Source organism: Pseudomonas sp. JAI115 (assembly GCF_014200835.1).
GTDB lineage: Bacteria > Pseudomonadota > Gammaproteobacteria > Pseudomonadales > Pseudomonadaceae > Aquipseudomonas > Aquipseudomonas putida_A.
Map to the genome: position 1 here is coordinate 362,271 of NZ_JACHCY010000003.1, position 26,428 is coordinate 388,698.

24 protein-coding genes are annotated in these 26,428 nt (G+C 60.0%); 12 read left to right on the forward strand and 12 right to left on the reverse strand.

Translation table 11 applies throughout. The annotated features are described in order from the left end of the window. Nucleotides 1–289: 289 nt before the first annotated feature. The 6 genes from HDC30_RS09590 to HDC30_RS09615 are packed head-to-tail and all read left to right on the forward strand — an operon-like array spanning nucleotide 290 to nucleotide 6,240. Nucleotides 290–1,384: an ABC transporter ATP-binding protein gene (locus tag HDC30_RS09590; protein ID WP_096795654.1), complete on the forward strand. Its 1,095-nt coding sequence runs from the start codon at nucleotides 290–292 to the stop codon at nucleotides 1,382–1,384. After that, the gene (locus tag HDC30_RS09595; protein ID WP_183782636.1) at nucleotides 1,384–2,493 is read left to right on the forward strand and encodes an ABC transporter ATP-binding protein; all 1,110 of its coding nucleotides are present in this window, start codon (nucleotides 1,384–1,386) and stop codon (nucleotides 2,491–2,493) included. The genes HDC30_RS09590 and HDC30_RS09595 overlap by 1 nt, the downstream gene beginning before the upstream one ends. Further along, nucleotides 2,490–3,356, forward strand: coding sequence for a carbohydrate ABC transporter permease (locus tag HDC30_RS09600; protein WP_027614645.1), 867 nt, complete (start codon nucleotides 2,490–2,492; stop codon nucleotides 3,354–3,356). The genes HDC30_RS09595 and HDC30_RS09600 overlap by 4 nt, the downstream gene beginning before the upstream one ends. Nucleotides 3,357–3,366: 10 nt before the next feature. Beyond that, complete coding sequence (locus HDC30_RS09605) at nucleotides 3,367–4,167, forward strand: carbohydrate ABC transporter permease (RefSeq protein ID WP_027614646.1); 801 nt, start codon at nucleotides 3,367–3,369, stop codon at nucleotides 4,165–4,167. A gap of 10 nt (nucleotides 4,168–4,177) precedes the next feature. Then, on the forward strand, nucleotides 4,178–4,450 hold the full coding sequence (locus HDC30_RS09610; RefSeq protein ID WP_027614647.1) for a DUF2160 domain-containing protein: 273 nt from the start codon (nucleotides 4,178–4,180) through the stop codon (nucleotides 4,448–4,450). A 47-nt stretch (nucleotides 4,451–4,497) separates the two neighbouring features. After that, complete coding sequence (locus tag HDC30_RS09615) at nucleotides 4,498–6,240, forward strand: ABC transporter substrate-binding protein (RefSeq protein WP_027614648.1); 1,743 nt, start codon at nucleotides 4,498–4,500, stop codon at nucleotides 6,238–6,240. A 390-nt stretch (nucleotides 6,241–6,630) separates the two neighbouring features. On the opposite strand, the gene HDC30_RS09620 is transcribed toward HDC30_RS09615, so the two are convergent. Next, nucleotides 6,631–8,064 carry a heavy metal sensor histidine kinase gene (locus HDC30_RS09620; protein WP_183782638.1) on the reverse strand — a complete coding sequence of 478 codons (1,434 nt, stop codon included), beginning with the start codon at nucleotides 8,062–8,064 and terminating at the stop codon, nucleotides 6,631–6,633. Continuing rightward, nucleotides 8,061–8,735, reverse strand: coding sequence for a heavy metal response regulator transcription factor (locus HDC30_RS09625; protein ID WP_027614650.1), 675 nt, complete (start codon nucleotides 8,733–8,735; stop codon nucleotides 8,061–8,063). The genes HDC30_RS09620 and HDC30_RS09625 overlap by 4 nt, the downstream gene beginning before the upstream one ends. A 412-nt stretch (nucleotides 8,736–9,147) precedes the next feature. On the opposite strand from HDC30_RS09625, the gene HDC30_RS09630 reads away from it, so the two are divergent. The 5 genes from HDC30_RS09630 (at nucleotide 9,148) to HDC30_RS09650 (ending at nucleotide 15,615) form a co-directional block, all read left to right on the forward strand. Next, nucleotides 9,148–10,395: a TolC family protein gene (locus HDC30_RS09630; RefSeq protein WP_183782640.1), complete on the forward strand. Its 1,248-nt coding sequence runs from the start codon at nucleotides 9,148–9,150 to the stop codon at nucleotides 10,393–10,395. A 49-nt stretch (nucleotides 10,396–10,444) separates the two neighbouring features. Further along, nucleotides 10,445–11,638 (forward strand): efflux RND transporter periplasmic adaptor subunit, encoded by a 1,194-nt coding sequence (locus HDC30_RS09635; RefSeq protein ID WP_183782642.1) that lies wholly within the window; start codon nucleotides 10,445–10,447, stop codon nucleotides 11,636–11,638. A 15-nt stretch (nucleotides 11,639–11,653) separates the two neighbouring features. Beyond that, a complete protein-coding gene (locus HDC30_RS09640; protein ID WP_183782644.1) occupies nucleotides 11,654–14,803 on the forward strand; it encodes a CusA/CzcA family heavy metal efflux RND transporter in 3,150 nt (1,049 codons plus the stop codon). A gap of 212 nt (nucleotides 14,804–15,015) precedes the next feature. Beyond that, the gene (locus HDC30_RS09645) at nucleotides 15,016–15,216 is read left to right on the forward strand and encodes a co-regulatory protein PtrA N-terminal domain-containing protein (protein WP_183782646.1); all 201 of its coding nucleotides are present in this window, start codon (nucleotides 15,016–15,018) and stop codon (nucleotides 15,214–15,216) included. 66 nt (nucleotides 15,217–15,282) lie between these two features. Then, a complete protein-coding gene (locus HDC30_RS09650; RefSeq protein WP_183782648.1) occupies nucleotides 15,283–15,615 on the forward strand; it encodes a DUF2790 domain-containing protein in 333 nt (110 codons plus the stop codon). A 118-nt stretch (nucleotides 15,616–15,733) separates the two neighbouring features. On the opposite strand, the gene HDC30_RS09655 is transcribed toward HDC30_RS09650, so the two are convergent. From HDC30_RS09655 to HDC30_RS09670, 4 genes are all read right to left on the reverse strand, one after another. Further along, nucleotides 15,734–16,918, reverse strand: a complete 1,185-nt coding sequence (locus HDC30_RS09655) for an acyltransferase (protein WP_183782650.1) — start codon at nucleotides 16,916–16,918, stop codon at nucleotides 15,734–15,736. Nucleotides 16,919–17,098: 180 nt separating this feature from the next. Then, nucleotides 17,099–18,424: an OprD family porin gene (locus tag HDC30_RS09660; protein ID WP_027614656.1), complete on the reverse strand. Its 1,326-nt coding sequence runs from the start codon at nucleotides 18,422–18,424 to the stop codon at nucleotides 17,099–17,101. 173 nt (nucleotides 18,425–18,597) lie between these two features. Beyond that, nucleotides 18,598–18,912 carry a DNA-binding transcriptional regulator gene (locus HDC30_RS09665; RefSeq protein WP_007964870.1) on the reverse strand — a complete coding sequence of 105 codons (315 nt, stop codon included), beginning with the start codon at nucleotides 18,910–18,912 and terminating at the stop codon, nucleotides 18,598–18,600. Then, entirely contained in the window at nucleotides 18,902–19,252 is a 351-nt protein-coding gene (locus HDC30_RS09670) for a toxin (RefSeq protein ID WP_027614658.1), read from the reverse strand. Before HDC30_RS09670 ends, HDC30_RS09665 begins: the two co-directional genes overlap by 11 nt. A gap of 370 nt (nucleotides 19,253–19,622) precedes the next feature. On the opposite strand from HDC30_RS09670, the gene HDC30_RS09675 reads away from it, so the two are divergent. Beyond that, nucleotides 19,623–20,087: a GNAT family N-acetyltransferase gene (locus tag HDC30_RS09675; RefSeq protein WP_183782652.1), complete on the forward strand. Its 465-nt coding sequence runs from the start codon at nucleotides 19,623–19,625 to the stop codon at nucleotides 20,085–20,087. A gap of 69 nt (nucleotides 20,088–20,156) precedes the next feature. On the opposite strand, the gene nuoN is transcribed toward HDC30_RS09675, so the two are convergent. Genes nuoN through nuoI form a run of 6 tightly spaced genes read right to left on the reverse strand, consistent with a single transcriptional unit; the run spans nucleotide 20,157 to nucleotide 26,420 of the window. Further along, nucleotides 20,157–21,620: an NADH-quinone oxidoreductase subunit NuoN gene (nuoN, locus tag HDC30_RS09680; RefSeq protein WP_096795642.1), complete on the reverse strand. Its 1,464-nt coding sequence runs from the start codon at nucleotides 21,618–21,620 to the stop codon at nucleotides 20,157–20,159. Between the two features lie 7 nt (nucleotides 21,621–21,627). Beyond that, nucleotides 21,628–23,160: an NADH-quinone oxidoreductase subunit M gene (gene nuoM, locus HDC30_RS09685; RefSeq protein ID WP_183782654.1), complete on the reverse strand. Its 1,533-nt coding sequence runs from the start codon at nucleotides 23,158–23,160 to the stop codon at nucleotides 21,628–21,630. A 39-nt stretch (nucleotides 23,161–23,199) separates the two neighbouring features. Beyond that, on the reverse strand, nucleotides 23,200–25,053 hold the full coding sequence (gene nuoL, locus HDC30_RS09690; RefSeq protein ID WP_183782656.1) for an NADH-quinone oxidoreductase subunit L: 1,854 nt from the start codon (nucleotides 25,051–25,053) through the stop codon (nucleotides 23,200–23,202). Beyond that, nucleotides 25,050–25,358, reverse strand: a complete 309-nt coding sequence (nuoK, locus tag HDC30_RS09695) for an NADH-quinone oxidoreductase subunit NuoK (protein WP_003180046.1) — start codon at nucleotides 25,356–25,358, stop codon at nucleotides 25,050–25,052. The genes nuoL and nuoK overlap by 4 nt, the downstream gene beginning before the upstream one ends. A gap of 3 nt (nucleotides 25,359–25,361) precedes the next feature. Next, complete coding sequence (gene nuoJ, locus HDC30_RS09700; RefSeq protein ID WP_003223793.1) at nucleotides 25,362–25,862, reverse strand: NADH-quinone oxidoreductase subunit J; 501 nt, start codon at nucleotides 25,860–25,862, stop codon at nucleotides 25,362–25,364. Nucleotides 25,863–25,871: 9 nt separating this feature from the next. Continuing rightward, on the reverse strand, nucleotides 25,872–26,420 hold the full coding sequence (nuoI, locus tag HDC30_RS09705; protein WP_003223795.1) for an NADH-quinone oxidoreductase subunit NuoI: 549 nt from the start codon (nucleotides 26,418–26,420) through the stop codon (nucleotides 25,872–25,874). Nucleotides 26,421–26,428 lie beyond the last annotated feature (8 nt).

Genomic DNA, 26,428 nt, shown 5'->3' on the forward strand with positions numbered 1-26,428 from the left:
AAAGCGGTATATCAGACACATTTACATCGACTGACACACCGCCTTCGCGAGCAAGCCCGCTCCCACATTGGATTTTCATCGTTCACAGAATTTGGGCAAAAAGCGTTCATAGAGTGTTGTTCACTATTGTTCATTGTCAATCGCCCAACTGTTCAAATGTGTTCAGCAATGAACGCCCGATCCCCGCGTTTTCAGCCCTTTTCGCGACAAATCAACCACTTGCCATTTCTGGCACGAATGTCGCTCTGCTGCACAGGTCGCTTGACTCCAATAATAAAAAGGCCGAGCCATGTCACTCACCCTGGAGCACGTCAGCCGCACCGTCGAGGGCCAGACCTGGATCGACGATGCCTGCCTGAAATTCGAACCCGGATCCTTCAACGTTCTGCTCGGCCGCACGCTGTCCGGCAAGACCAGCCTGATGCGCCTGATGGCAGGCCTGGACAAGCCCGACAGTGGCCGGATCCTGATGAACGGCGTCGACGTCACCCAGCGCCCGGTGCGCCTGCGCAACGTGTCGATGGTTTATCAGCAGTTCATCAATTACCCGACCATGACCGTGTTCGAGAACATCGCCTCGCCGCTGCGTCAGGCCGGTGTTTCCAACGAAATCATTCATAGCAAAGTGCTGGAAACGGCGAAGATGCTGCGCATCGAGAAGTTCCTGCAGCGCTATCCGCTGGAGCTGTCCGGCGGTCAGCAGCAGCGCACGGCGATGGCCCGGGCGCTGGTCAAGGACGCCGAGTTGATCCTGTTCGACGAGCCGCTGGTCAACCTCGATTACAAGCTGCGCGAAGAACTGCGCCAGGAAATGCGCGAGCTGTTCAAGCTGCGCCACACCATTGCGATCTACGCCACCACCGAACCCAACGAAGCGTTGGCGCTGGGCGGCACCACGACGATTCTGCACGAGGGTCGGGTGATCCAGAGCGGCCCGTCGACCTCGGTCTACCACCAGCCGCAAACCGTGCTGGCGGCGGAGCTGTTTTCCGAGCCGCCGATCAACCTGATGCCCGGGCGCATCGCCGGCAACGAAGTCAGCTTCGCCAACTTCGTGCACTTCCCGCTGAACGTCGATCTGCGCCCGGTGGGTGAGGGCGAGTTTCGCTTTGGCGTGCGCCCCAGCCATATCTCGCTGGTGCCGAGCAACGATGACGATCTGGAGTTGGCGGTGACCGTCGAAGTGGCCGAGATCAGCGGTTCGGAAACCTTCCTGCACGTGCGCAACGAGCATTTCCTGCTGGTGCTGCACCTGCCGGGGGTTCACGAATACGACGTCGATGCGCCGATCCGCATCTACATCCCGACTCACAAACTGTTCGTGTTCGATGCGCAGGGCCGTCTGGTGCAGGCACCGGGCCAACGTGTCGCGAGGGTTGCCTGATGGCCGAAATCCGTTTGCAGCACCTCGCCCACAGCTACAGCAAAACCCCGAGCGGGCCTGACGATTACGCGATCCGCGAGATGGACCACATTTGGGAGCAGGGCGGCGCGTATGCCTTGCTCGGCCCTTCGGGTTGCGGCAAATCGACCTTGCTCAACATCATTTCCGGTCTGCTCAGCCCCTCGCAAGGGCACGTGCTGTTCGATGGCAAAGCGGTCAACGATCTGACCCCGGAGAAGCGCAACATCGCTCAGGTGTTCCAGTTCCCGGTGGTCTACGACACCATGACCGTGTTCGACAACCTGGCCTTCCCCCTGCGCAATCAGGGCATGGCCGAGGCGAAAGTGCACAGCAAGGTGCAGGAAATCGCCGAAGTCCTCGACCTGCAAAACCTGCTGAGCAAGAAGGCGCGCAACCTCACCGCCGACGAAAAACAGAAAGTCTCCATGGGCCGTGGTCTGGTGCGCGACGATGTCTCGGCGATTCTCTTCGACGAGCCGCTGACGGTGATCGACCCGCACCTGAAATGGAAACTGCGACGCAAGCTCAAGCAGATCCACGAGCAGTTCAACATCACCATGGTCTACGTCACCCACGATCAGCTCGAAGCCTCGACCTTCGCCGACAAGATCGCCGTGATGTACGGCGGACAGATCGTGCAGTTCGGCACGCCACGGGAATTGTTCGAGCGGCCGAGCCACACCTTTGTCGGCTACTTCATCGGCAGCCCCGGCATGAACCTGATCGAAGTGCAGCCGCAGCCTGGCGGGGTCGGTTTCGCCTCGACCCACCTGCCGTTGTCCGACGCCTTGCAGCGGCATATCGAACACGGTCAGTGGAAAAATCTGAAGGTCGGCATCCGCCCGGAGTTCATCCATGTCTGGGACGAGCCGTTTGACGAGGCGATGCAGGCGCAGGTGGTTCACGTCGAAGACCTCGGCACCTACAAGATCCTCACCCTCGACCTCGACGGCGCGCCGCTGAAGGTGCGTCTGGCCGAAGACAAACCGGTGCCGCAGGGCACGGCGTACATCAGTTTTCCGGCACAGTGGCTGATGGTCTATGCCGATGAGTTTCTGCTTGAAGCCGATGAAGAGGTGCAGCCATGAACAAGGTGCAGAACAACAAGGCCTGGTGGCTGGTGTTGCCGGTATTTCTGCTGGTGGCGTTCAGTGCGGTGATCCCGATGATGACCGTGGTCAACTATTCGGTGCAGGACATTTTCGACCAGTCCAGCCGCTACTTCGTCGGCGCCGACTGGTACAAACAGGTGCTGCTCGATCCGCGTCTGCATGACTCGCTGCTACGCCAGTTCATCTACTCGGCCTGCGTGCTGCTGATCGAAATCCCGTTGGGTATCGCCGTCGCCCTGACCATGCCGACCAAGGGCCGCTGGTCGTCAGTGGTGCTGATCATCCTGGCGATTCCGCTGCTGATCCCGTGGAATGTGGTCGGCACCATCTGGCAGATCTTCGGTCGTGCCGACATTGGACTGCTCGGTTCGGGCCTGAATGCGCTGGGCATCAGCTACAACTACGCGGCCAACACCATGGACGCCTGGGTCACGGTGCTGGTGATGGACGTCTGGCACTGGACTTCGCTGGTGGCGCTGCTGTGTTTTTCCGGGCTGCGGGCGATTCCCGACGTGTATTACCAGGCGGCGCGGATCGACCGCGCCTCGGCGTGGGCAGTGTTCAGGCACATCCAGTTGCCCAAGCTGAAAAGCGTACTACTGATCGCGGTGATGCTGCGCTTCATGGACAGTTTCATGATTTACACCGAGCCGTTCGTGCTCACCGGCGGCGGGCCGGGCAATGCCACGACGTTCCTCAGTCAGACGCTGACGCAGATGGCGGTCGGCCAATTCGATCTGGGGCCGGCAGCGGCGTTTTCGCTGGTGTACTTCCTGATCATCCTGCTGGTTTCGTGGCTGTTCTACACCGCCATGACCCATTCCGACGCCAACCGCTGAGGGCCCGGCCATGAGCAAAAGAAAGCTTATTCCGTTGCTGGTGTACATCCTGTTCCTGCTGGTGCCGATCTACTGGTTGCTGAACATGTCGTTCAAGAGCAACACCGAAATTCTCGGCGGGTTGACCCTGTTCCCCCAGGATTTCACCTGGCACAACTACAAGGTGATTTTCACCGACCCGAGCTGGTACACCGGTTATCTCAATTCGCTGTATTACGTCAGCCTGAACACGGTGATCTCGCTGAGTGTGGCGTTGCCGGCGGCCTATGCGTTTTCGCGCTATCGCTTCCTTGGCGACAAGCACCTGTTCTTCTGGCTGCTGACCAACCGCATGGCGCCACCGGCGGTGTTTCTGTTGCCGTTCTTTCAGTTGTATTCGTCGATTGGCCTGTTCGATACGCACATCGCTGTGGCCTTGGCGCATTGCCTGTTCAACGTGCCGCTGGCGGTGTGGATTCTGGAGGGCTTCATGTCTGGCGTGCCCAAGGAAATCGACGAAACCGCTTACATCGACGGCTACAGTTTCCCCAAGTTCTTCGTGAAGATTTTCATCCCGCTGATCGGCTCGGGCATCGGCGTCACGGCGTTCTTCTGCTTCATGTTTTCCTGGGTCGAACTGCTGCTGGCGCGCACGCTGACCTCGGTCAACGCCAAACCTATTGCCGCGGTGATGACACGCACGGTGTCGGCCTCGGGCATCGACTGGGGCGTGCTGGCGGCGGCGGGGGTGCTGACCATCCTGCCGGGCATGCTGGTGATCTGGTTTGTTCGCAACCACGTGGCCAAGGGCTTTGCCCTGGGTCGGGTCTGAGGAACGCATGATGGAATGGATGAGCTGGACCACCCCCACGGCGGGGTTCTTTATCGCCATCGGCCTGTTGCTGGTGGGCATGACCACCTGGGAATTGCGCTCGCCGAGCATCCTGCGACGCGGTTTTCTGCCGATTGCCACCACCCGTGGCGATCGCTTGTTCATCGGTCTTCTCGGCAGCGCCTACCTGCATCTGCTGGTAATCGGCGTCACCGACTGGAGCATCTGGGTAGCGTCCGCGCTGTCTCTGGTGTGGCTGTTGGTTGTGATGCGCTGGGGCTAGTCGAGTCGCTCGGCAATCGTGCTCCGTAACTCAAACTGGAGGTCTCTATGTTCGACAAAAACAATAAGCTGCGACATAGCATTTCATTGGCAGCCTTGCTGGCACTCAGCGGTTTGAGCGCATCTGCCTGGGCCGATGCCTATGAAGACGCTGCGAAAAAATGGATCGGCAGCGAGTTCAAGCCGTCGACCCTGACGGCCGATCAGCAGCTCGAAGAATTGAAGTGGTTCATCAAGGCCGCCGAGCCGTTTCGCGGCATGGAAATCAAAGTGGTTTCCGAGACCTTGACCACCCACGAATACGAGTCCAAGGTGCTGGCCAAGGCCTTCACCGAAATCACCGGGATCAAGCTCACCCACGACCTGCTGCAAGAAGGCGACGTGGTGGAAAAAATGCAGACGGTGATGCAGTCGGACAAGAATATCTACGACGGCTGGGTCAACGACTCGGACTTGATCGGCACGCACTTTCGCTACGGCAAAACCGAATCGATCACTGACCTGATGGCCAACGAAGGCAAGAACTTCACCTCGCCGACCCTCGACATCAAGGACTTCATCGGCATCTCGTTCACCACCGCGCCGGATGGCAAGATCTATCAACTGCCCGACCAGCAGTTCGCCAACCTGTACTGGTTCCGCGCCGACTGGTTCGAACGCGCGGACTTGAAAGCCAAATTCAAGGAAAAGTACGGCTACGAATTGGGCGTGCCGGTGAACTGGTCGGCCTATGAAGACATCGCCAAATTCTTCAGCGAAGACGTCAAGGAAATCGACGGCAAACGCGTCTACGGCCACATGGACTACGGCAAGAAAGACCCGTCGCTCGGCTGGCGCTTCACCGATGCCTGGTTCTCCATGGCCGGTGGCGGCGACAAGGGCCTGCCCAACGGCTTGCCGGTGGACGAGTGGGGGATTCGCGTCGAGGACTGCCATCCGGTTGGTTCCAGTGTGACCCGCGGCGGCGACACCAACGGCCCGGCGGCGGTGTTCGCCACGCAGAAATACGTCGACTGGCTCAAGGCCTACGCGCCACCGGAAGCGGCGGGCATGACCTTCTCCGAGTCCGGCCCGGTGCCGTCCCAAGGCAACATCGCTCAGCAGATTTTCTGGTACACCGCGTTCACCGCCGACATGACCAAACCGGGCCTGCCGGTGGTCAACGCCGACGGCACGCCGAAATGGCGCATGGCACCGTCGCCGCGCGGGCCGTATTGGGAAGAGGGCATGAAGCTCGGCTATCAGGACGTGGGTTCGTGGACGTTCATGAAATCCACGCCTGAGAAGCAGAAGCTGGCGGCGTGGCTGTACGCGCAATTCGTCACCTCGAAAACCGTGTCGCTGAAGAAAACCATTGTCGGCCTGACGCCGATCCGCGAGTCGGACATCAACTCGCAGGCGATGACTGATCTGGCGCCGAAACTCGGTGGCCTGGTCGAGTTCTACCGCAGCCCGGCCCGCGTGCAATGGACCCCGACCGGCACCAACGTGCCGGACTATCCGCGCTTGGCGCAATTGTGGTGGAGCCACATCGCCGAAGCGGCCAGCGGCGAGAAGACTCCGCAACAGGCGCTGGACGGCCTGGCCAAGGATCAGGACGCGATCATGTCGCGCCTCGAACGCTCCAAGGCGCAAGCAGTATGCGCCCCGAAAATGAACCCGGAACGCGACGCACAGTACTGGTTCGACCAGCCAGGCGCACCGAAACCGAAACTGGCCAACGAGAAGCCGAAGGGCGAGACCGTGAGCTACAACGAACTGCTGAAATCGTGGGCGGATGCGCGTAAGTAATAGCTGAAATGTGAAAGGCGAACGGCACCGGAAGGTGCCGTTTTTTTTGTTGCCCGATCTACCGTAATCGCTTGCAGGCAAGCTCCCACAGGGTTCTGTGTTGCTCACACAATCCGTGCACACCACAAACTCTTGTGGGAGCTGGCTTGCCAGCGATAGCGGTGTGTCAAACAACAAGGATGTGACTGACCTGCCGCCATCGCTGCAGGCAAGCTCCCACAGGTTTTGTGACGCCTGCAAAGTCCGGGTTCACCGCGATTCACTGTAGGAGCGAGCCTGTTCGCGATAGCGGAGTGTCAGACAACAAAGATGTGACTGACCCGCCGCCATCGCTGGCAAGCCAGCTCCCACAGATTTTGTGACGCCATCAAAGTCCGGGTTCACCGCGACTCACTGTGGGAGCTGGCTTGCCAGCGATGGGGCCATGGGGGTTACAGCGGGAAAACCGAGGCGGAATACGGTCATGACGCCGGGCAAGCTCTTCACCTCCGCCACGCCCTGATGCAGGCTCATGATCGAGCGCACGATTGCCAGTCCCAGCCCGGTGCTGCCCTGTGAGCGCGAGCGGGCGCTGTCGACGCGGTAGAAGCGGTCGAACAGGTGCGGCAGGTGCTGCGCCTCGATGCCGGCGCCGGGATTGCTCACCAGCAGTGAAGCCTGCGTTGCGCCTTGCTCGATCAGCAAGGTGATGGTTTTGCCATTCGGGCAATGACGCAGCGCGTTGGACAGCAGATTGGAAATCGCCCGCTGGATCATCAGCCGATCGCCCAACACCGATGCGCTGCCAACAACATTCAAATGAATCTGCTTGTCCTGCGCCGCCAGCGAAAACATCTCCGCAACCTTCGCCGCTTCCGCCTCCAGCGCCACCGATTCAAACGGCGCCAGTGCCGACGGATGACTGACCTGCGCGAGAAACAGCATGTCCGAGACAATCCGCGCCACGCGTTCCAGCTCCTCGGTACACGACACCAGCACGTCCTGGTATTCCTCACTCGTGCGCTCGCGAGACAGCGTCACCTGGGCCTTGCCCATCAGGTTGTTGATCGGCGTGCGCAACTCATGCGCCAGGTCATCGGAGAACTGTGACAACTGCTGCACCCCGGCATCGAGGCGATGCAGCATGAAGTTGATGCCCTGCGCCAGTTCGCTCAACTCCTGCGGCATGTTCACCACCGACAGCCGATGCTCCAGATCCTGCGTCGAGACCCTCGCCGCCACTTTGCGAAACTCGCGCAGCGGCGCCAATCCACGCTGCACCGCGCCCCACGCGGTGAGGCCGATGAACACCAGCAACAGCGGCAAGGCAATCAGCGTCGAGCGCAGATAGGCGCTGAGCAGCGCCTGATCGTGCGCGTTGTCCATCGACAACAGCACCGGCACGCTGCTGCCGTCCTTGAGCCGAATCAGCTTCGACGCGGTAAGGAACTTCGCACCCTCGTCATCGATGCTGTCGCTATAGGCCAACTGCTCGGTAGTGCTTCGTACTGCGCGCAATTCGGCGCGTGGATCCTTGAGTCCCGAGCCGGATTTGAGCAGCGGCGTACGCAGGTTCGAACGGTCATAAATCGTCAGCGTCAGGTTGTCATGGCCCATGACCTGATCGAGCAGAATGTGCGGCCTGCCACTGACTTCGTTGGCGTCGACATACAGCGACAGGCTGTGCTCCACCTGCGCCATCTTCTTTTGCAGGCTGTCGCGGGACAGTGCATTCAGCTCATGGGTCAGGGCGAAATAGGCAAGGATCGCCAGAAACACCACCAACAGCGCACCGAGAATACTCACCGTCAGACCGAGGCGCATCGACAGGCTGGCCGGCTTCATTCGCGGGCCTCCAGCACGTAGCCGACACCGCGCAGGGTGTGAATCAGCTTGTTGTCGAACGGGTCATCGATCTTCGCCCGCAAGCGCCGGATCGACACTTCGACCACGTTGGTGTCGCAGTCGAAATTCATGTCCCACACCAGCGAAATGATCTGCGTACGGGTCAGCACCTCGCCGGACTGGCGCATCAACAAGTGCAGCAGGGCGAATTCCTTGGTGGTCAGGTCGATGCGCTGCGCCCCCCGAAACGCCCGATGCCGGCCCGGATCCAGTTCCAGATCAGCGACTTTCAACACCTGCGGCACCGGTATGTTTTCGCTGCGGCGCATCAGGGTGCGCACCCGCGCCAGCAGTTCGGGAAACTCGAACGGCTTGACCAGATAGTCGTCTGCGCCCAGGTCCAGACCGCGAATCTTGTCCGCCAGCCGCCCGCGCGCGGTGAGCATCATTACCCGCGTCGAGTGGGTGCGGCGCAGTTGCTCCAGCACACCCCAGCCGTCCAGTTCCGGCAGGTTCACGTCGAGAATAATCAGGTCATAAGCCTGCTGTTGCGCCAGATGCAATCCATCGGCACCGGTGGCGGCGTGGTCAACGATATAACCACTTTCGGTCAAACCCTGATGCAAGTATTCGGCAGCTTTAAGCTCGTCCTCGACGACAAGGATTCGCATGATCTATCACCACTTTTATTTAAGGGATATTTAATTAAGGTGGCCGGGGAAGTTGTTGTTTTTGTAAGGTCTTCCGGACGCTGTTCAATAACTGAATGACGAACACGGTAAAGGCTGTAGTGGCTACAGGGTCAATCTCGGAGGCCTTTAAAACGGCCATCCGCGACAGCCTGTCGCAGCCTGAATGCGCCAGCAGACATGTATTTCATTCAGGCAAGTGCTGTTCGGCAGATAACTACCGAGTATTTGTTTCCATGTATTACGGCAAAGCCTTTTGCACTTCGCATCCTAGAACAAAACAACTTTGCTGAACCGTGGATAACGGATTTGTAATGTTCCAGTCACCTTGTCGATAAGTTCAAAACCCTAACGTGGCGGCATCGAAAAATCCTGAATTAAAGGAAGTCCTCCATTGCCCGGTTTAATCGAACTGACGGCGCGATCACGCCTGAACAAAACCGCCAGCGGCCTCTTGTTGCTGGCGAGCAGCAGCCTGGCCAGCGCATCGACCCTGACGCTGGATCAGGCGCTGCAAAGTGCCTTAGCCGGTAACCCCGACCTCGCCGCCGCGCAGTGGGAAATCGGCATTGCCGAGGGCGATCGGCAACAGGCCGGGCTGATCCCCAATCCCGAGGTGTCGTGGGAGGCCGAAGACACCCGGCGCAACTCGCGCACCACCACGGTGATACTCAGTCAGCCGATTGAACTGGGCGGCAAACGCGGCGCGCGCATCGATGTCGCCAGCCGCGCGCAGGACGCCGCCGGCATCGAGCTGGAGCGCAAGCGCAATGCCTTGCGCGCCGATGTGATTCAAGCGTTCAACAGCGCGCAAACCGCGCAGCAACGCTTGCAGCTGGCGCGCCAGTCGCTGCAACTGGCCGAGCACGGTGTGCGCGTGGCCCAAGGGCGGATCGAGGCCGGTAAATCGTCGCCGATCGAGGGCACGCGAGCACAGGTGCAGCTCTCGGAAGTGCGCCTGGAGGTGAGCCGCGCCGAGCGCGATCAGGCCAACGCCTATCAGCAACTGGCGCAAGTCATGGGCGCGCCGTTACCGACCTCGACCAACATGCAAGCCGCCACGCAAAACCTCGCCACGCTGCCGCCGCCCGGCCGTTTGCTCGAGCGTCTGAACCAGACCGCCGAGCTGCGTCTGGCGAAACTGCAGATCGATCAGCGCGAAGCCTCGTTGGGCCTGGAAAAGTCGCAGCGCATTCCCGACCTGACCGTGAGCATCGGCAGCCAGTACAGCGAAACCGAGCGCGAACGGGTCAACGTGGTTGGGCTGTCGATGCCGATTCCGCTGTTCAACCGCAATCAGGGCAACGTGCTCGCCGCCGCACGGCGCAGCGATCAGGCGCGGGATCTGCGCAACGCCACCGAGCTGCGTTTGCGCACCGAAGTCCAGACCAGCCTTGAGCAATGGCAGACCGCCAACGGCGAAGTCAACGCGTTCAACCAGACCATCCTGCCTGCCGCACAAAGCGCAGTGGACAGCGCCACACGCGGTTTCGAAATGGGCAAGTTCGGCTTCCTCGATGTGCTCGATGCCCAACGCACCCTGATTGCCGCGCGCAGCCAATACATCCAGGCCGTCAGCGAGGCGACCGAGGCCCGCGTGCGCCTCGAACGGATCTTCGGCGACCTCAGCGTCAGCCCTTGAATTTCACTTTTCAGACAACTGCGCGATGGCACGGCGCAGAGGAGTTTCCATGGATAAAAAACTGATGGTGGTCGCGGTGGCGACCCTGGCGCTAGGCATTGGCCTCGGTTCGCTGTGGCCGGCCAATTCAAATATCGACGCGCATGCCGATGAGGCTTCCGAACATGCCGATCACGCCGAGGAGGGCGCTGCCGCCGAAGGCGAACATGCCGAAGAAGGCCACATCGAATTGAGCGCCGAGCAGATCGCCGCCGCAGGCATTCAACTGGCCGAGGCCCGGGCGCAAAGCATCAGTCTCGGCTTGTCGTTTCCCGGCGAAGTGCGCTTCGACGAGGACCGCACGGCACACGTCGTGCCGCGCGTGCCGGGGGTGGTCGAGTCGGTGGCGGTCAACCTCGGGCAAACCGTGAAGAAGGGCCAGTTGCTGGCGGTGATCGCCAGTCAGCAGATCTCCGATCAGCGCAGCGAACAGGCGGCCGCGCAACGTCGCCTGGCGTTGGCGCGCACCACCTACGAGCGCGAGAAAAAACTGTGGCAGGACAAGATCTCCGCCGAGCAGGATTTCCTCCAAGCGAAGCAGGCGCTGGAAGAGGCGGAAATCGCCATGAACAACGCCCGGCAGAAAATCAGTGTGCTCAGCGGCAGCGTGGTCGCCACCGGTGGCAATCGCTACGAACTGCGTGCGCCGTTCGACGGCGTGGTGGTGGAAAAGCACCTGACGCCGGGCGAGGTGGTCGATGAAACCACCGCCGCATTTACCCTTTCGGACTTGTCCCGGGTATGGGTGACCTTCGGCGTTTCACCCAAGGATCTGACCCAGGTGCAGGTGGGCAGACCGGTCACCGTGAGCGCGCCAGAACTGAAAGCCGAAGTGACCGGCAGCGTGGCGTACGTCGGCAGCCTGCTCGGCGAACAAACGCGCACCGCGACCGTGCGCGTGACCCTGGAGAACCCGCAGGGTTCATGGCGTCCGGGGCTGTTTGTCACCGCACTGGTCGCCACCGAGAGCCGCCAGGCCAACGTCGCCGTGCCGGAAACCGCGATCCAGACCGTCGAGGACAAACCCACGGTGTTCGTGCGTACCGACGACGGCTTCAAGGCGCAGGCGGTGGAACTGGGCAGCCGTGCCGCCGGCCACGTCGAAGTCACCCAAGGCCTGGAACCAGGGGTGCAAGTCGCCAGCGCCGGCAGCTTCGTCCTCAAGTCGGAGCTGGGCAAAGCCTCAGCCGAGCACAGCCATTAATTCTGGAAGGTCCCCATGTTCGAACGCCTGATCCAGTTTGCCATCGAGCAGCGCATCATCGTGCTGCTTGCCGTTCTGCTCATGGCCGGGCTCGGCATCGCCAGTTATCAGAAACTGCCGATCGACGCCGTGCCCGACATCACCAACGTCCAGGTGCAGATCAACACCGGCGCCGCCGGGTTCTCGCCGCTGGAAACCGAGCAGCGCATCACTTTCCCGATTGAAACCGCGATGGCCGGTTTGCCGGCGCTGGAGCAGACCCGTTCGCTGTCGCGCTCGGGCCTGTCGCAGGTCACGGTGATCTTCAAGGACGGCACCGACCTGTTCTTCGCTCGCCAACTGGTCAACGAGCGTCTGCAGATCGCCAGGGAGCAATTGCCTGAAGGCGCGGAAGCGGTGATGGGGCCAATCTCCACCGGCCTCGGCGAGATCTTTCTGTGGACGGTCGAGGCGCAGGAGGGCGCGTTGAAGGACGACGGCACAGCCTACACGCCGACCGATCTGCGGGTGATTCAGGACTGGATCATCAAGCCGCAATTGCGCAACGTGCCGGGCGTCGCCGAGATCAACACCATTGGTGGTTTCGCCAAGGAATATCAGATCGCGCCCGATCCGAAACGCCTCGCCGCTTACAAACTCACGCTCACCGATCTGATCACTGCGCTGGAGCGCAACAACGCCAACGTCGGCGCCGGGTACATCGAGCGCAGCGGCGAGCAGTTGCTGATCCGCGCGCCGGGGCAAGTGGCGAGCACCGAGGACATCGCCAACATCGTCATGGCCAATGTCGACGGCACGCCGATCCGGGTGAAGAACGTCGCCACGGTGGAAATCGGCCGTGAGTTGCGCAGTGGTGCGGCCACCGAAAATGGCCGAGAAGTGGTGCTCGGCACCGTGTTCATGCTGATCGGCGAGAACAGCCGCACCGTGTCGCAAGCGGTCGCGAGCAAGCTTGAACAGATCAACAAATCCCTGCCGCAAGGCGTAATCGCGGTGCCGGTGTACGACCGCACGCACCTGGTCGACAAAGCCATCGCCACAGTGAAAAAGAACCTGATCGAAGGCGCGATTCTGGTGATCGCGATTCTGTTCCTGTTCCTCGGCAACATCCGCGCCGCGCTGATTACGGCGATGGTGATTCCGCTGTCAATGCTGTTCACCTTCACCGGGATGTTCAGCAACAAGGTCAGCGCCAACCTGATGAGCCTCGGCGCGCTGGACTTCGGGATCATCGTCGACGGTGCGGTGGTGATCGTCGAAAACACCCTGCGCCGGTTGGCTCACGCGCAGCAGCATCACGGCCGTTTGTTGACCCGCGCCGAACGTTTCAAGGAGGTCTTTGCCGCGGCGAAGGAGGCGCGACGACCGCTGATTTTCGGCCAGTTGATCATCATGGTGGTGTACCTGCCGATCTTCGCCCTGAGCGGCGTCGAGGGGAAAATGTTCCACCCGATGGCGTTCACCGTGGTCATCGCGCTGCTCGGTGCGATGCTGCTGTCGGTGACCTTCGTGCCGGCAGCGATTGCGCTGTTCGTCACCGGCAAGGTCAAGGAAGAAGAGGGCGCGGTGATGCGCGGTGCACGTCGGGTGTATGCGCCGGCGCTGGCCTGGGTCATGGCCCATCGCACGGTGGCCGTGGGCGCGGCGCTAGGTGTGATCGTGCTCAGCGGCGTGCTCACCAGCCGCATGGGCAGCGAGTTTGTGCCGAGTCTCAGTGAGGGGGATTTTGCCCTGCAAGCGCTGCGCGTGCCGGGCACCAGCCTGACGCAATCGGTGGACATGCAGAAGCGGCTGGAGACGCTGATCCTGGCCAAAGTGCCGGAGGTTGAACGGGTGTTCGCCCGCACCGGTACGGCGGAAATCGCTTCCGACCCGATGCCGCCGAACATCTCCGACAGCTACGTGATGCTCAAACCGAAGGATCAATGGCCAGACCCGAACAAGTCCCGCGAAACCCTGATGGCCGAGTTGCAACAAGCCGCCGCGACGTTGCCGGGCAGCAACTATGAACTGTCGCAGCCGATCCAGTTGCGCTTCAACGAACTGATCTCCGGTGTGCGCAGCGATGTCGCGGTGAAGGTGTTCGGCGATGACATGGACGTGCTCAACGCCACGGCAGCGAAGATCTCGGCGGCGATGCAAAAGGTCAACGGCGCCTCTGAAGTGAAAGTCGAGCAGACCACCGGTTTGCCGGTGCTGACCATCAACATCGACCGCGACAAGGCGGCGCGTTATGGCCTCAACGTTGGCGATGTGCAGGACACCATCGCTGTGGCAGTGGGCGGGCGTCAGGCCGGCACCTTGTACGAAGGCGATCGGCGCTTCGACATGGTGGTGCGTTTGTCCGATGCCATGCGCAAGGACATCGACGGCTTGTCGGCGTTGCTGATTCCGGTGCCGGCGCTGAGCGGTGCGGCGAATCAGATCGGGTTTATCGCGCTGAAGGACGTCGCCAGCCTCGATCTGGTGCTCGGGCCGAACCAGGTCAGCCGCGAAAACGGCAAGCGTCTGGTGATCGTCAGCGCCAACGTGCGCGGGCGGGATATCGGCTCGTTCGTCAGCGAGGCGGGTGCGCTGATCGAGCGCGAGGTGCAGGTGCCGGCCGGTTACTGGACCAGTTGGGGCGGGCAGTTCGAACAACTGCAATCGGCGGCCAAGCGCTTGCAGATCGTGGTGCCGGTGGCGTTGCTGCTGGTGTTCGGCTTGCTGTTCATGATGTTCAACAATCTGAAGGACGGCTTGCTGGTGTTTACCGGGATTCCGTTTGCCTTGACCGGCGGGGTGATGGCGCTGTGGCTGAGGGATATTCCGTTGTCGATTTCCGCTGGCGTGGGGTTTATCGCGTTGTCCGGGGTGGCGGTGCTCAACGGTTTGGTGATGATCGCGTTTATTCGCAATTTGCGCGAGGAAGGGCGTTCTCTATCCGATGCGATCCACGAAGGTGCGCTGACGCGTTTGCGGCCAGTGTTGATGACCGCGCTGGTGGCGTCGCTGGGGTTTATTCCGATGGCGCTGGCAACCGGCACCGGTGCCGAAGTGCAGCGGCCACTGGCGACGGTGGTGATCGGCGGGATTCTGTCCTCGACGATCCTCACGTTGCTGATCTTGCCCGCGCTGTACCAGATCGCCCATCGCCGGGATGAGGACACCGTACCGTCTGAATAGGTGATCCCTTGTGGGAGCGGGCTTGCTCGCGAAGAGGCCGTGTCAGTCGACATCAATGTTGGATGACACACCGCTTTCGCGAGCAAGCCCGCTCCCACACGGGTTCCGTGCACTGATCCGGCAGATAACGGATATGTAATTCCCCCGCCACCGTCACGAAAGGTGCGCCTTGTTACTTTGATCCCGTCAGTTACTTAAACGAGGAATCAACCATGAAATTCGTCCAGCTCAGCACCTTCGCAACCGCCCTGATGCTGTCGTCCCTGGCCATGGCCGAAGGCGGTGGTGACCGCACGTTCGACCGGATGATGACCGCCAATGATCGCGCCGTGGAGCTGTTCGTGGCCAAGGAACAGGCCCGCGACCCGGTCGTCGTCAACGAGAAGAAAGACGCCAACACCAAAGACTTGTAAGCCCGGCGTACTGGAACAAACCCGTTGTCGTGTGTCGATGCCGGGTTTTTTTACGGAGGAGTAAACATGCAGTTGATCAAATGGATGACCTTCGCCGGCGTCATGGCGATGTCGGTAAATGTACTGGCTGAAGGCGGCGGCGATCGCACTTTCGAACGTGCTTTCAGCGCCAACGCCAAAGCCATGGAGCAATACGCCGCCGAGCAGGGCAAAGCGGCACCGGTGGTCAAGGAATACGAATACGGCATGAAGCTCGACGTGGTGAAAATCGTCAGCGTGGTGAAGCCGCAGCCGGCTTGCTCGGTGGTGCCGACGGCCATGACTTACGAAGACTCGCAAGGGCAACTCAACACCCTCAGATACAGCGTGGCCGGCGTGTGCCGCAACAGTGGTGGCTAACCAACACCTGATCCCCGGAGCTGCATTTAAAAGTTGTGTGGGAAAAGCAGAACCTTCCCACAATGTTTTCAGGTTGTCCTTCGGATGTCAGCTCTCTAGCCTGTGTGTTCAAGGAGGGTTACTTGGTCGGCAAGGGCTCGACGTCGACAGTGGCCGGGAGCGGAGACGCTTCCTGGTTCAGTTTGCGTCGGGCAATCTCGGCGCCGCGCAGACGCAGAGGGGTTTCGATAAAGCGGTAGTTGAGTTCGCTCAGCAGCACTGCCAGACCCACCGACGTCAATAACAGCTCAAGGGTGAAATGCCCATCCAGCGGCACGCCTTGGTTGGCGGCAACACGCGTCCAGATCTCTGTACTCAGGTGGTTGGTGAACACGTGGATCACGTAGAGCCCATACGACCGTGAGCCAAGCCACTGCATGAGACCGCGCATGAACGCCGGGCAGTAGATGTAGCCTTTCTGATAACTCGCCAGCCAGACAATCAATACCGCGACCATCGCGACGATGCCGACAGCAATGGGCATGGCAATCAGCTGGATGGCGACAGAACCCAGCATGTAGAGCAGGAACAGCGTGCAAAGCAGCGGTTTGATCGTCCCCTGACCCAGACCGACCGGTTCTATCTGCCGATAGAGGCGGGTACGGGTGAACAAGCACAAGAGAATTCCCCAGAGCATTGCATCCAGACGGAAGTGCGTGAGGATGCTCGCGGGTTGGCCGTAAGGGTTTCTGTCGATACCGAACTGCAACGCAATCAGTGCGAACAGGGCAATGATCCGCCAACGCGGGGCCGTGACAAACAGCAGAAAAAAAGGAAATACGAAGTAAAACTGCTCTTCGAGCGCCAGGCTCCAGTATTGAGGGCTAGGGCCCAACAGCGAGTTGTAATGCATCGCTAGGTTGCCGCTGAAGGTCACGACGGCGGTGAAACTGCGCAGATTGTCGTACCACGAACCAAAGGCATTCGATTGGTTGAAAACAATGGAAAACAACAGCGGAATGAGTATCCAGAGCCATGCTGTGGGCAGCAGACGATAGGCGCGGCGCAGCCAGAAACAGGTAGTTGCCAGACCGAACTGACCTTGGGCGCGCTGTTGGTCGAAATGGTCCAGATAGGCCTTGCTGACCACGAAACCGGAAATGCAGAAGAACAGGTCGACACCGGTCCAGGGCATGAAAATCGAGAATATTCTCAGCAGCGTATCGGTATGGAACGGCAGCATCATGGTGACATGGCACAAGAAGGTCATGGCCACAGCAACCCCTCGCAGGTACTCGATTTCCAGGTTCTTACGGCTACTCATCGGTCCCTCGTTATTCTTGTTGGTCAGCGCAGGCGAAGATGGCAGGTGGCTTGCGGTTCGGTCAAGAAAACGATGATTTTTCCCAGGGCAAAAAAAGGCGCCCCGAAGGGCGCCAAAAAATTCACCTCTGACCAAAGGAGCAAGGAGCTTCTAAAGGTGAATGGTATTGCTCGGGGAAACTCAGAGAATCGCCAACGGATACTCGACGATCACCCGCACTTCATCCAGATCCGACTCGAACGCCGTGGCACGGGTGGTGGCCTGGCGCAAACGCAGTGACAGGTCTTTCATCGAACCGCTCTGCACCACGTATTTGACTTCGATGTCGCGCTCCCAGCGCTTCTGGTCGGTCAGCGGATTGCCTTCGGCATCGCGGCGCATGTACACGGCGTTGGCGTTGGAATAGTCGGCGTCGGTGCCGCGCGCGTAACGGGTCATGAACGACAGACCCGGCACGCCATAAGCGCTCATGTCGAGGTCATAACGCACCATCCACGAACGTTCTTTCGGCGAGTTGAAGTCGCTGTACTGGATCGAGTTGTCGAGGAAGATCGAGTCCGACTGGCGCAGGTAATCGAAGTCGTCGTTGCCGTTGTTGCGCTGGTGGGAGAGGGCGACGGAATGCGCGCCGAGTTTTACGCCTACGCGGCCGCTCCAGATGTTGTTGTCGAATTCGCCGAGCAGTTGTTTGCCTTCATCGACTGCCTTGTAATAGTTCAGACCACCGAACAACGACAACTCGTCCGACAGTGGATAGGTCCATGCGGTGCCGGCGTAATACTGGTTCCAGGTGTCCTTGAGGCGACTGGAATACAGGCTGAAACTGAGGTTCTTGTTCAGCACATAGTCGCCGCCGCCGTAAGCGATCCACGGCGAGTTGACCGGGCCGGCGTAGAACGTGGCGAAATTTTCGCGCATGTCGCTGGACACCGGTTGGCTCATCGCATGCAAACGACCGCCCTGAATCGACAGACCGTCGATGCTGGTGTTGCTCGCCGTCACCCCGCGAAAGCTTTCCGGCAGCAGGCGCGAATCACCTGCGGCCACCACCGGGTTGGCCGGGAACACATCACCGACCTTGACCACGGTATCGAAGGCCCGCACTTTGGCGGCGCCACCGACCTTGGTGTATTCATCCCGCGCCTGGCCGTCACGGTTGACCGGCAGCACATCGAACGAACTGCGCCCGCCGTTGCGGCCGTCACCGGTGTCGAGTTTCAAGCCGAGCATGGCAAATGCATCGACACCGACCCCAACGGTGCCTTGGGTGAAACCGGATTCGAACTTGCTGATCACCGCATGCGCCCAGGCTTCGGAATAACCGTTGCCGGTAGGGCTGGACTGGCCGTTGCGATGATCACGATTGAAGTAGAAGTTGCGGTTGAGCACCGTCAGGCGGCTGCCTTCGACAAAGCCTTCGGGCTTGTCTTCTGCAAACACCATGGACGGCCCGGAGCCGACCACCACCGCTAAAGCGGCCATCGACATTTTTGTATTGTTAACCATCAAACACTCCTTGGGTTCGGCAGAACGGGAACGTGCGTCGGCGTGGTTTTATTGTTCGGCGGGGCAGGGCCCGACGGCATTGGTCGCCGGGTCACATCGTTGCAAGCTGCGGATAACGCCAAGGTGATGAGGGAATTACAATTTCGTCATGTGGCTGGAATCAAAACCCCGTGTCAGGTCAGGGCTGCGAGTTGTTCGATTGTCTGTGGAAAACGCTCGACCAGACGGATCAGGGTTGTGGCCTGAGCATTGGGCGTTGCTCGTCCTTGCTCCCAGTTCTCGAGCGTTCGCGTGTTCGTGCGTAGATACATCGCGAATACTGACCGGGAGAGATTAAGTTGCTGACGGATGGCTACCACTTCCTCAGCGGTGATCGGCATCAGTTTTGGCAGCTGAACCTTGTGGGTACGCAAGGTGATTTTGCCTTGGCGTTCATCGGCCAGTGCTTCCAGTCCATCCATCAGTTCGGAAAAAATGTCACGTTTCATAGTGGCTTCTCGCGTTGAGTTCTCTATCCAGTGTTTTTCTGAAAAGCTTTTTCTGGGCAGGCGTCAAATCGTCCTGCTCGTTTTTGTTGAAGACGGTAAAGAGCCAGAACTGATCGAAGCCTGACCACCAGTAATAAATCACTCGTAATCCGCTGCGCTTGCCTTTCCCTCTTCGTTGGTCGCTGAAGCGAATTTTACGAAGCCCGCCTGTGTCCTCGATGAGATCGCCCGCTTCCGGATTTTTCAGCAACTCCAATTGAAAGCTGCGAAACAGATCGTCATCCAGATAGTCGTCTCGGTGCTTCTGAAACACAGGCAATTCGATAAATAGAGCATCCATGTTCTGTACGTTACCTACGTATAGTGTTGTCTCGATAATCGAATCGGTCAAGGCCTCCAGGCCGTCCTTTTCGTCCCTTTTTGAACGGTAGACTCCGGTCGTAAAAACACCTGTAGGACGTATCGGCGAGTGTGGAGAGAACATTCGATTGAGTGGAGAGGAGAATTCACAATTGACGTGTCGGAACATTCCGCAGCACTATCACCCCATGACTGCCCGACTTCGAATGACCATGATGTGCTCCTCCATGACCGCTTTCGGCGGGCCATGAGGTCATACGTGTTTGTCATTTGACGTGTTACCCAAAGCCCCGCCAGCAATGGACGGGGCTTTTTCATGCCCCGTCCGCACATGGCTCAAGGAGAGAGAAATGTTCGACATCAGAAGAGCCACCGCGAATGACGCCCAAACCGCATTCGACATACGACGCTTGGCGATCAGGCATCAATGCATCGGCGCCTACAGCGAGCAGCAAATGCTCGACTGGACCAAAGGAGCGGCCGAAGACGGCTACGACACGCTGATGGAGAGACATTTCTATCTGGGCTGCATCGAGGGTGAAGCCGTAGCGACCGGCATGCTCGATCTGGATTACCGTGAAATCGGCGCGATCTTCATTCGCCCGGATTTCATGCAGCGTGGGCTGGGTAAGCGTGTTCTGTACTTTCTCGAAGATTTGGCGCGGGATCTCGGGCTGACCGAGGTGTGTCTGGACGCAACGTTGAACGCTGCCGATTTTTACCGGCGCTGCGGTTACGTCGGGGAGGAGAGCGCGGTTTATCAATCACCTTCGGGTCTGCAACTGGCGTGCGTGCCGATGGTGAAGAGGTTGTAAAGATCAAAAGATCGCACTAAAACAAAAACGGCACCCGAAGGTGCCGTTTCCGTTCCAGCCAGCCGAATATCAGCCCGCCAGACCCGCCTGCTGAACCAGAGTCAGCAATGGCTGCGGGTACACACCCAGGAAGAAAGCGACCAGGGCGATGGCCAGCAGCATTACGCCGCCTGCCTTCTGTTCCCAGTGCAGCTGGGCGTCGTGGCGGCGCAGGTTCGGTTCGATCAGGTACAGGGTGACCATCACGCGCAGGTAGTAGAACACGCCGATGGCGCTGCCCAGTACCAGGGAACCGACCAGCCACCATTGGTGCGACTCGACACCGGTGGCGATGATGTAGAACTTGCCGATGAAGCCGGCAGTCAGCGGGATACCGGCCAGGGACAGCATCATCACGGTCAGTACCGCGGTCAGGTACGGACGGCGCCAGAACAGGCCGCGATACTCGTACAGGGCGTCGGCGTCACGACCGTTGTACGGCGAGGACATCAGGGTGATCACGCCGAAGGCGCCGAGGCTGGTGATCACATAAGTCACCAGGTACACGCCGATGGCTTCCACCGCCAGACCCTTGCTCGCCACCAGGGCAATCAGCAGGTAGCCGAAGTGTGCGATGGACGAGTAACCGAGCAGACGCTTGAGGTTGCTCTGGGTCAGGGCCAGCAGGTTACCGAACAGGATCGAGGCGACGGCGATCACGCTCAGTACGTCGCTCAGCACGCCACTGCTCGCGGCAGGGGAGATCTGGAACAGACGCACCATCACCGCAAACACGGCAACCTTCGACGCCGTGGCGAGGAACGCGGCGACCGGCGCCGGAGCACCTTCGTACACGTCCGGCGTCCACAGGTGGAACGGTACCAGCGACAGCTTGAACGCCAGACCGATCAGCATCATGCCCAGACCCAATTGAGCCAGCGAGCTCGGCAGGTTGGTGGTAGCCAGGGCCTGACCGATACCGACGAAGCTCAGGGTGCCGGCATCAGCGTAGAGCAGGGCCATGCCGAACAACAGGAACGCGGAACCGGCGGCCGACAGCACCATGTACTTGATGCCGGCTTCCAGCGAACGCTTGTTGAAGAAGGCGTAAGCGACCAGACCGTAGACCGGCACCGACAGCAGTTCCAGACCGATGAACAAACCGGCCAGGTGCTGCGCGCTGACCAGAACCAGACCACCGGCGGCGGCCATCAGGATCAGCAGGTACAGTTCTTCACGGTTGCCCGGGTAACCCGAACCGCCATCGCCGAGGTAGGCGTGGGCGAGGGTTACACAGGCGAGGGTGGCGACCAGGATCAGCGCCATGTACAGGCAGGCGAAGGTGTCGACTTGCAGCAAAGGAGTCACAGCCAGAGGCGCGACTTTCAGGGCTGGCAGGATCGACAGCAGGGCCAGGTTCAGACCGGCGACCGAGATCAGGAAGGTCTGCGAGTGGTTGCGGCGCCAGGCGATTGCCAGCATCACCACGATAATGGTGAGGCTGGTGATCAACAGTGGCGCTAGCGCAATAAAGTGTTGAATCGTGAATTCCATAGCGCTCTTACCGGGCCGAAGCGAGTTGAGTGAAGGCGGTGCCGAGCCACTGCTGCACGCCATGCATCGTGGCGGCGGAAGTGTCGAGGAACGGTTGCGGGTAGACGCCGAGGTAAATCAGCAGCGCCGCAAGGCCCAGCACCATGGTCAGTTCGCGACCGTCCATGCCGTGCAGGATCGAATCCGATTTCGACGGACCGAAGTAGGCACGGTGGATCATGATCAGCGAGTAGACCGAACCGAACACCAGACCGGAAGTGGCAATCGCGGTGATCCATGGCGCACTGGCGAACGTACCGATCAGGATCAGGAACTCGCCGACGAAGTTACCGGTACCCGGCAGACCCAGGGAGGCGGCTGCAAAGAACAGGCTGATCGCCGGCAGGTAAGCGATACGCGACCACAGACCGCCCATCTCACGCATGTCACGAGTGTGCAGACGCTCGTACAGTTGGCCGCTGAGGATAAACAGTGCCGCGGCCGACAGACCGTGCGCCAGCATCTGGATCACTGCACCTTGCAGCGCCAGTTGGCTGCCGGAGTAGATGCCGATCAACACGAAGCCCATGTGGGAAACGGACGAGAAGGCGATCAGACGCTTGATGTCGGTTTGCGCGAAAGCGAGGAACGCACCGTAGAAGATCCCGATCAGACCGAGGGTCATGGCGATCGGCGCGAATTCGGCCGAGGCGTTCGGGAACAGCGGCAGGGCGAAACGCAGCAGACCGTAGGCCGCGGTTTTCAGCAGGATACCGGCGAGGTCGACGGAACCGGCAGTCGGCGCCTGGGCGTGGGCATCAGGCAACCACGAGTGGAACGGTACGACTGGCAGCTTGACCGCGAAGGCGATGAAGAAGCCGAGCATCAGGATGTACTCGGTGGTCATCGACATCTTGGTCTTCAACAGGTCGGCGTAGTTGAAGGTAATCACGCCAGTGTTGTTGAAGTTGACCAGCACCAGACCGAGGATCGCCACCAGCATGATCAGGCCGGAAGCCTGAGTGAAGATGAAGAACTTGGTCGCCGCGTAGATTCGGGTTTTCTTGCCGTCCGAAGAACTGTGACCCCAGAGCGCGATGAGGAAGTACATCGGCACCAGCATCATTTCCCAGAAGAAGAAGAACATGAACAGGTCGAGGGCGAGGAACACGCCGACAACGCCGCCCAGGATCCACATCAGGTTCAGGTGGAAGAAGCCAACGTGACGTTGAATCTCTTTCCACGAGCAGAGTACCGAGAGGATACCCAGCAGACCGGTCAGCAGAATCATCAACAGCGACAGGCCGTCGAGGGCCAGATGCACGTTGATGCCGAAGCGCTGGATCCAGACGTGCTTGAACTCAAGCGCCCAGGCCGGATCGGCTCCAGGCGCCGGAGCAAATGAATAGTCACCGTGGGCCCACAGCCAGAGGCCGAGGGCGAGTTCCAGGGTCATGGTCAACAGCGCAATCCAGCGGGGGAGGGTAGCGCCGAAGCGCTCACCCATCCAGCACAGCAGGCCGCCGATGAAGGGGATCAGGATTAGCCAAGGCAGAATCATGACGGGCTCGTTTCCTTTCGCAAATTCGCAAGGTTCATATCAGACCGCTACCAGCACGATGGCGCCGATTACCAGCACGGCACCAGCAGCCATCGAGGCGGCATACCAACGCAGTTGACCGGTCTCGGTGCGGCTCAGGGCGGAGTGACCGCCTTTGGCCATACGCGGGATCAGACCGATGGTCTGGTCGAGCGGGTCTCTGCGCAGTACATGGCTGATCGCAAGGTACGGCTTGACGAACAGTTTGTCGTAGATCCAGTCGAAGCCCCAGGCAGCGAACCACCAGGCCGAAAGGAAACGGCCGACGCCGCTGTTGGCGATCGCGGTCACGAAGCGACGCTTGCCGAGGAACAGCAGGGCCGCCAGCAGGATACCGGCCAGAGCGATGGCGCCCGAGGCGATTTCCAGACTGTGCTTGGCTTCGCCACCGGCATGGCCAACGCTTTCAGGCAGTACGCCGTGCAGCGGTGGCACGATCATGGCGCCGACGAAAGTCGACAGCACGATCAGCACCGACAGTGGCAGCCAGTGCGAGATGCCGTGGCCGGCGTGGGCTTCGGTCTTGGCTTCACCGTGGAACGTGATGAAGATCAGACGGAAGGTGTACAGCGAAGTCATGAACGCGCCGACCAGACCTGCGTAAAGCAGACCGTGGTTGCCGCTGGCGAACGCTTCCCAAAGGATTTCGTCCTTGGAGTAGAAGCCTGCGGTGACCAGTGGCAGGGCGGCCAGTGCAGCACCACCGACGATGAAGCTGGCGTAGGCCAGTGGCAGCTTTTTCCACAGACCGCCCATCTTGAAGATGTTCTGCTCGTGGTGGCAGGCAACGATCACCGCACCGGAAGCAAGGAACAGCAGGGCCTTGAAGAAGGCGTGGGTCATCAGGTGGAAAATCGCGCCATCCCAGGCACCAACGCCCAGCGCCAGGAACATGTAGCCGATCTGGCTCATGGTCGAGTAGGCGAGGATACGTTTGATGTCGGTCTGCACCAGTGCGGCGAAACCTGCGAGAACCAGCGTCACACCACCGACGATGCCGACCAGGTGGAGGATTTCCGGCGCCAGGGTGAACAGACCGTGGGTACGGGCGATCAGGTAGACACCGGCAGTTACCATTGTTGCAGCGTGGATCAGTGCCGACACCGGGGTCGGACCGGCCATCGCGTCCGCGAGCCAGGTTTGCAGTGGCAGTTGCGCCGATTTACCGACCGCACCACCCAGCAGCATCAGGGTCGCCAGGGTGATCCAGAAGTCGCCGACCTGGAATTTCTGCGGTGCCAGCACCAGCAGTTCCTGGATGTTCAGCGTGCCCACTTGCTGGAACAGGATGAACAGGCCGATGGCCATGAACACGTCGCCGATCCGGGTCACGATGAAGGCCTTGAGTGCGGCGTTACCGTTGTTGCGGTTGCTGTAGTAGAAACCGATCAACAGGTACGAGCACAGGCCCACGCCTTCCCAGCCGAAGTGCAGAAACAACAGGTTATCGCCGAGTACCAGGAACAGCATGCTGGCGATAAACAGGTTGGTGTACGAGAAGAAGCGCGAGTAACCCGCTTCGCCGCGCATGTACCAGGACGCGAACAGGTGGATCAGGAAACCCACGCCCACCACCACGCCAAGCATGGTGATCGACAGGCCATCGATGTAGAGAGCGAAGTCAGGCTTGAAGCCTTCGACCGCCATCCACTTCCACAGCACCAGGGTGTAGTGGCCGCCCTCGGGAGGCGCGACGTTGAATTGCCAGATGACGTAGGCGGCGACAATCGCCGACAGGCCGATGGAACCCACGCCGATCAGCGCCGAGAGGTTTTCCGACCAGCGTCCACGGGAGAACGACAGCAGCAGGAAACCGATCAGAGGGAATACAAAAGTCAGAAAGATTAGGTTCATCCGCGCATCTCACTGGCAGCGTCGATATCGAGCGTGTGGAAGCGGCGATACAGTTGCAGCAGGATCGCCAGGCCAATACTGGCCTCGGCGGCTGCCAGGCTGATCACCAGGATGAACATGATCTGTCCATCCGGTTGCGCCCAGCGGGCGCCCGCAACGATGAAGGCCAGGGCAGAGGCGTTCATCATCACTTCCAGACTCATCAACACGAACAAAATGTTGCGGCGGACCATCAGGCCGACCAGACCAAGGCAGAACAGGATGCCGGCAACGGCCAATCCATGTTCGAGAGGGATAGCAGGCATGTCTTACTCCTTCGCCTCGTTACGGCCCAAATGGAACGCCGTGACGGCTGCGGCGAGCAGCAGCATCGAGGCGAGTTCGACCACCAGCAGATACGGGCCGAACAGGCTGACGCCCACGGCTTTTGCATCGACGGTGGTGTGGCCGATGGCCTGACCGCTCTGGTGAGCGAACAGCACATACAGCAGTTCGGCCAGCAGCAGGGCGGCGAGAATCACCGGCCCTGCCCAGATGCCGGGCTTGAGCCAGGTGCGTTCCTGCTGAACCGAGGCAGGACCCAGGTTCAGCATCATCACCACGAACACGAACAGCACCATGATGGCGCCAGCGTAGGCGATCACTTCCAGCACGCCGGCGAACGGTGCGCCGAGCGCGAAGAAGGTCATGGCCACGGCGATCAACGAGATGATCAGGTAGAGCAGGGCGTGCACAGGGTTGGTGTTGGTGACCACACGTAGCGTGGATACAACCGCAATACCCGATGCGAAATAGAAAGCGAATTCCATCGTTCTTCCTTAAGGCAGCAAGCTCTTCACGTTGATCGGTTCGGCTTCGTTCTGCGCAGAGCCTTTCGGCTTGCCAGCGATTGCCATACCTGCAACACGATAGAAGTTGTAATCAGGGTTTTTGCCGGGGCCGGAGATCAAAAGATCTTCTTTCTCGTACACCAGGTCCTGACGTTTGAACTCGGCCATCTCGAAATCCGGAGTTAGCTGGATTGCGGTGGTCGGACAGGCTTCCTCGCAGAGACCGCAGAAAATGCAGCGCGAGAAGTTGATACGGAAGAAGTCCGGGTACCAGCGACCGTCTTCGGTTTCAGCTTTCTGCAGCGAGATGCAACCTACCGGGCAAGCCACGGCGCACAGGTTGCAGGCTACGCAACGCTCTTCGCCATCGGGGTCACGGGTCAGGACGATGCGACCACGGTAGCGTGGTGGCAGGTAGACCGGCTCTTCCGGGTATTGCAGGGTGTCGCGCTTGCGAAAGCCATGGCCGAAGACCATGACCAGGCTGCGCAACTGGGTACCGGTACCCTTAACGATGTCGCCAATATATTTGAACATGGGTCAAA

What these genes read in the sequence shown, in the direction of transcription:
- HDC30_RS09590 (WP_096795654.1), top strand. Translation starts at nt 290, where the DNA reads ATGTCACTCACCCTGGAGCACGTCAGCCGCACCGTCGAGGGCCAGACC.
- HDC30_RS09595 (WP_183782636.1), top strand. Translation starts at nt 1,384, where the DNA reads ATGGCCGAAATCCGTTTGCAGCACCTCGCCCACAGCTACAGCAAAACC.
- HDC30_RS09600 (WP_027614645.1), top strand. Translation starts at nt 2,490, where the DNA reads ATGAACAAGGTGCAGAACAACAAGGCCTGGTGGCTGGTGTTGCCGGTA.
- HDC30_RS09605 (WP_027614646.1), top strand. Translation starts at nt 3,367, where the DNA reads ATGAGCAAAAGAAAGCTTATTCCGTTGCTGGTGTACATCCTGTTCCTG.
- HDC30_RS09610 (WP_027614647.1), top strand. Translation starts at nt 4,178, where the DNA reads ATGGAATGGATGAGCTGGACCACCCCCACGGCGGGGTTCTTTATCGCC.
- HDC30_RS09615 (WP_027614648.1), top strand. Translation starts at nt 4,498, where the DNA reads ATGTTCGACAAAAACAATAAGCTGCGACATAGCATTTCATTGGCAGCC.
- HDC30_RS09620 (WP_183782638.1), bottom strand. Translation starts at nt 8,064, where the DNA reads ATGAAGCCGGCCAGCCTGTCGATGCGCCTCGGTCTGACGGTGAGTATT.
- HDC30_RS09625 (WP_027614650.1), bottom strand. Translation starts at nt 8,735, where the DNA reads ATGCGAATCCTTGTCGTCGAGGACGAGCTTAAAGCTGCCGAATACTTG.
- HDC30_RS09635 (WP_183782642.1), top strand. Translation starts at nt 10,445, where the DNA reads ATGGATAAAAAACTGATGGTGGTCGCGGTGGCGACCCTGGCGCTAGGC.
- HDC30_RS09640 (WP_183782644.1), top strand. Translation starts at nt 11,654, where the DNA reads ATGTTCGAACGCCTGATCCAGTTTGCCATCGAGCAGCGCATCATCGTG.
- HDC30_RS09645 (WP_183782646.1), top strand. Translation starts at nt 15,016, where the DNA reads ATGAAATTCGTCCAGCTCAGCACCTTCGCAACCGCCCTGATGCTGTCG.
- HDC30_RS09650 (WP_183782648.1), top strand. Translation starts at nt 15,283, where the DNA reads ATGCAGTTGATCAAATGGATGACCTTCGCCGGCGTCATGGCGATGTCG.
- HDC30_RS09655 (WP_183782650.1), bottom strand. Translation starts at nt 16,918, where the DNA reads ATGAGTAGCCGTAAGAACCTGGAAATCGAGTACCTGCGAGGGGTTGCT.
- HDC30_RS09660 (WP_027614656.1), bottom strand. Translation starts at nt 18,424, where the DNA reads ATGGTTAACAATACAAAAATGTCGATGGCCGCTTTAGCGGTGGTGGTC.
- HDC30_RS09665 (WP_007964870.1), bottom strand. Translation starts at nt 18,912, where the DNA reads ATGAAACGTGACATTTTTTCCGAACTGATGGATGGACTGGAAGCACTG.
- HDC30_RS09670 (WP_027614658.1), bottom strand. Translation starts at nt 19,252, where the DNA reads ATGGATGCTCTATTTATCGAATTGCCTGTGTTTCAGAAGCACCGAGAC.
- HDC30_RS09675 (WP_183782652.1), top strand. Translation starts at nt 19,623, where the DNA reads ATGTTCGACATCAGAAGAGCCACCGCGAATGACGCCCAAACCGCATTC.
- nuoN (WP_096795642.1), bottom strand. Translation starts at nt 21,620, where the DNA reads ATGGAATTCACGATTCAACACTTTATTGCGCTAGCGCCACTGTTGATC.
- nuoM (WP_183782654.1), bottom strand. Translation starts at nt 23,160, where the DNA reads ATGATTCTGCCTTGGCTAATCCTGATCCCCTTCATCGGCGGCCTGCTG.
- nuoL (WP_183782656.1), bottom strand. Translation starts at nt 25,053, where the DNA reads ATGAACCTAATCTTTCTGACTTTTGTATTCCCTCTGATCGGTTTCCTG.
- nuoK (WP_003180046.1), bottom strand. Translation starts at nt 25,358, where the DNA reads ATGCCTGCTATCCCTCTCGAACATGGATTGGCCGTTGCCGGCATCCTG.
- nuoJ (WP_003223793.1), bottom strand. Translation starts at nt 25,862, where the DNA reads ATGGAATTCGCTTTCTATTTCGCATCGGGTATTGCGGTTGTATCCACG.
- nuoI (WP_003223795.1), bottom strand. Translation starts at nt 26,420, where the DNA reads ATGTTCAAATATATTGGCGACATCGTTAAGGGTACCGGTACCCAGTTG.